The organism is Streptomyces sp. NPDC002446 (assembly GCF_053595675.1).
Window position 1 is genome coordinate 1 of sequence record NZ_JBSFYC010000149.1, and the last position, 3,890, is coordinate 3,890.

General features: G+C 66.2%; 2 protein-coding genes. One reads left to right on the top strand and one right to left on the bottom strand.

Annotated features, from left to right (window positions below):
- On the bottom strand, nt 1-1,092 hold a 1,092-nt coding region (locus ACWD6P_RS36785), incomplete at its 3' end, for an Hsp70 family protein (RefSeq protein ID WP_451448573.1).
- A 298-nt stretch (nt 1,093-1,390) separates the two neighbouring features.
- On the opposite strand from ACWD6P_RS36785, the gene ACWD6P_RS36790 reads away from it, so the two are divergent.
- Nucleotides 1,391-3,682, top strand: coding sequence for a (Fe-S)-binding protein (locus ACWD6P_RS36790; protein WP_451448574.1), 2,292 nt, complete (start codon nt 1,391-1,393; stop codon nt 3,680-3,682).
- Nucleotides 3,683-3,890: the final 208 nt, after the last annotated feature.

Below are 3,890 nucleotides of genomic sequence, written 5' to 3' on the forward strand. Positions count from 1 at the left end.
GTCCAGCAGGAGGACGTCCTTGACCTCGCCCTTGAGGACACCGGCCTGGAGGGTGGCGCCGATGGCGACGACCTCGTCCGGGTTGACGCCCTTGTTGGCGTCCTTGCCGCCGGTCAGCTCCTTGACGAGCTCGGCGACGGCCGGCATACGGGTCGAGCCGCCGACCAGGACCACGTGGTCGATCTCGGACAGCTGGATGCCGGCGTCCTTGATGACGTTGTGGAACGGGGTCTTGCAGCGGTCGAGGAGGTCCGCGGTGAGCTGCTGGAACTGCGAGCGGGTGAGCTTCTCGTCCAGGTGCAGCGGGCCCTCGGCGGAGGCGGTGATGTAGGGAAGGTTGATCGTCGTCTCGGTCGAGGACGACAGCTCGATCTTCGCCTTCTCAGCGGCCTCGCGCAGACGCTGGAGCGCCATCTTGTCCTTGGACAGGTCGACGCCGTGGCCGTTCTGGAACTGCTTGACCAGGTAGTCGACGACGCGCTGGTCCCAGTCGTCACCACCGAGGTGGTTGTCACCGTTGGTGGCCTTCACCTCGACGACGCCGTCGCCGATCTCCAGCAGCGAGACGTCGAAGGTGCCGCCACCGAGGTCGAAGACCAGAATGGTCTGGTCGTCCTTCTCCAGGCCGTAGGCCAGGGCGGCCGCGGTGGGCTCGTTGACGATGCGCAGGACGTTGAGGCCCGCGATCTCACCGGCCTCCTTGGTGGCCTGGCGCTCGGAGTCGTTGAAGTAGGCCGGAACGGTGATGACCGCGTCGACAACCTTCTCGCCCAGGTACGCCTCGGCATCCCGCTTGAGCTTCTGCAGGATGAAGGCGCTCATCTGCTGCGGGTTGAAGTCCTTGCCGTCGATGCCGATCTTCCAGTCGGTGCCCATGTGGCGCTTGACCGACCGGATGGTCCTGTCGACGTTGGTGACCGCCTGGCGCTTCGCGACCTCGCCGACCAGCACCTCGCCGTTCTTGGCGAAGGCGACGACGGACGGCGTGGTCCTGGCGCCCTCGGCGTTGGTGATGACGGTGGGCTCACCGCCTTCGAGAACACTGACGACGGAGTTCGTCGTGCCCAGGTCGATGCCGACCGCACGTGCCATTTCAATTCCTCCAGCTGACTTGAGTGGAACAGGCTCAAGAGTGCAACACCAAGAAAAACCTGTCAACAGACCTGAGTCCGGGCCACTCAACTTTTATGTCGCCCTTACCGTCACCCGGCCGCCCCCGAAGACGCCGGACCGCCGCACAGGGTTGCCTTCGCGACGCAGATCACCGGCCGGGCGGCTTCATGGCACCCGGGAGAATGGGTAACCTCAGCCGCAGACCAAAAAAGTTACTGCTTAGTAGTACCCGCTCAGCTTTCTCAGTTTCCGCTCTCGCAGGTCCGAGGAGCCCCCAATGCAACTCGCCGCGATCATCGTGTCGCTGGTCCTAATCGCGGTCGGCGTCGCGCTGTTCGGCCGTGCCATCCTGCAGATCTACCGCTTCATGCGGCTCGGCCAGTCCGTACCCGCCGGGACCCGCACCGACGACCCCGCGCAGCGCACCGTCACGGTGGTCAAGGAGTTCCTCGGCCACACGCGGATGAACCGCTGGGGCATCGTCGGTGTGGCGCACTGGTTCGTGGCGGTGGGCTTCTTCTCGCTGCTGCTGACGATCGTCAACGCCATCGGGCAGCTCTTCAAGGCCGACTGGATCCTGCCGGTCATCGGCGACTGGGCACCGTACAACGTCTTCGTCGAGTTCCTCGGCACGATGACGGCGCTCGGCATCCTGACCCTCATCGTCATCCGGCAGCTGAACCGGCCGGGCAAGCCGGGCCGCAAGTCCCGCTTCGCGGGCTCCAACATCGGCCAGGCGTACTTCGTCGAGGCCGTGATCCTCATCGTCGGCGTCTGCATCTTCATGCTGCACGCGCTCGAAGGCGCCCAGCACCACGTGGACGGTTACGAGGCCTCGTTCTTCATCTCGTACCCGGTCGTCTCGTGGCTGGAGGGGATGGACCTCTCCACGCTCCAGAACCTCACGTACTTCTTCGCCGGCCTGAAGATCGCGACCTCCTTCATCTGGATGATCACGGTCTCCCTGAAGACCGACATGGGTGTCGCCTGGCACCGCTTCCTGGCCTTCCCCAACATCTGGTTCAAGCGCGAGGCGTCCGGCGACGTGGCGCTGGGCGCGCTGCCGCCGATGACCAGCAAGGGCAAGCCGATCGACTTCGAGGACCCGGGCGAGGACGACCAGTTCGGCGTCTCGCAGATCGAGCACTTCTCCTGGAAGGGCCTGCTCGACTTCTCCACCTGCACCGAGTGCGGCCGCTGCCAGTCGCAGTGCCCCGCCTGGAACACCGGCAAGCCGCTCTCCCCCAAGCTCCTGATCATGGCGCTGCGCGACCATGCGCACGCCAAGGCGCCGTACCTGCTCGCGGGCGGCGGCAAGGACATGGAGGGCACCGAGCAGGCTTCGGCCGAGCAGCTCGCCGACGTCCCCGCCGAGGCGCTCGCCGAGGCCGAGCGCCCGCTGATCGGCACCCTCGAAGCTGCGTCTGACAGCGGCTTCGCCGCGGGCGGCGTCATCGACCCGGACGTGCTGTGGTCCTGCACCACCTGCGGCGCCTGCGTCGAGCAGTGCCCGGTCGACATCGAGCACATCGACCACATCGTCGACATGCGCCGCTACCAGGTCATGATCGAGTCCAGCTTCCCCAGCGAGGCGGGCACGATGCTCAAGAACCTGGAGAAGAAGGGCAACCCCTGGGGTCTGGCCAAGAAGCAGCGCCTCGCCTGGACCAAGGAGGTCGACTTCGAGATCCCGGTCGTCGGCAAGGACGTCGAGGACCTCACCGAGGTCGACTACCTGTACTGGGTCGGCTGCGCCGGCGCCCTGGAGGACCGCGCCAAGAAGACCACCAAGGCCTTCGCCGAGCTGCTGCACATCGCGGGCGTGAAGTTCGCGATCATGGGCGGCGACGAGGCGTGCACCGGTGACTCGGCCCGCCGCCTGGGCAACGAGTTCCTCTTCCAGCAGCTGGGCCAGCAGAACGTCGAGGCCCTGAACATGGCCTTCGGTGAGGACAGCGAGGACGAGTCGACCAAGAAGCCCAAGTCGGCGAAGAAGATCGTCGCCACCTGCCCGCACTGCTTCAACACCATCGCGAACGAGTACCCCCAGCTGGGCGGCGAGTTCGAGGTCATCCACCACACGCAGCTGCTGCAGCACCTCATCGACGAGGGCAAGCTCATCCCCGTCACCCCGGTCGAGGGGCTCATCACCTACCACGACCCCTGCTACCTGGGCCGCCACAACAAGGTCTACACCCCGCCGCGCGAGATCATCGCCAAGGTGCCGGGCCTGCGGAACGAGGAGATGCACCGCCACAAGGAGCGCGGCTTCTGCTGCGGCGCCGGCGGCGCGCGGATGTGGATGGAGGAGCGCATCGGCAAGCGCATCAACAACGAGCGCGTCGACGAGGCACTCTCCCTCAACCCCGACATCGTCTCGACGGCCTGCCCCTTCTGCCTCGTCATGCTGACCGACTCGGTCAACGGCAAGAAGAACGACGGCAAGGCGAAGGAGTCCATCCAGGTCGTCGACGTCGCCCAGCTCCTGCTGGACTCCGTCAAGACGCCCATCGACCCGGCAGATGACGAGGAGTCGGAGACGGCTCCGGAGCCCGCTCCGGTCAAGTAGCCCCCTCCGCCCAGGCGTTGCCGACGGCCGGTCCCCGTACGACACGGGGCCGGCCGTTTCGCGTGTGCCCCCGCTCTGCGCGGGGGAGCCGCCCCGGCGCCGGGCAGGGATTCCCCCTAGATGATTGAGTCCGATGTCTTCAGTGGTCGTACGCGATCAGTGAGCGTTTGGCTGGTGTGCCTGCGGTCCAGTTGTGCCAGATGGCGGT

Excerpts from the sequence above, each read along its gene's own strand:
- ACWD6P_RS36790 (WP_451448574.1), top strand. The coding sequence starts at position 1,391 with ATGCAACTCGCCGCGATCATCGTGTCGCTGGTCCTAATCGCGGTCGGC.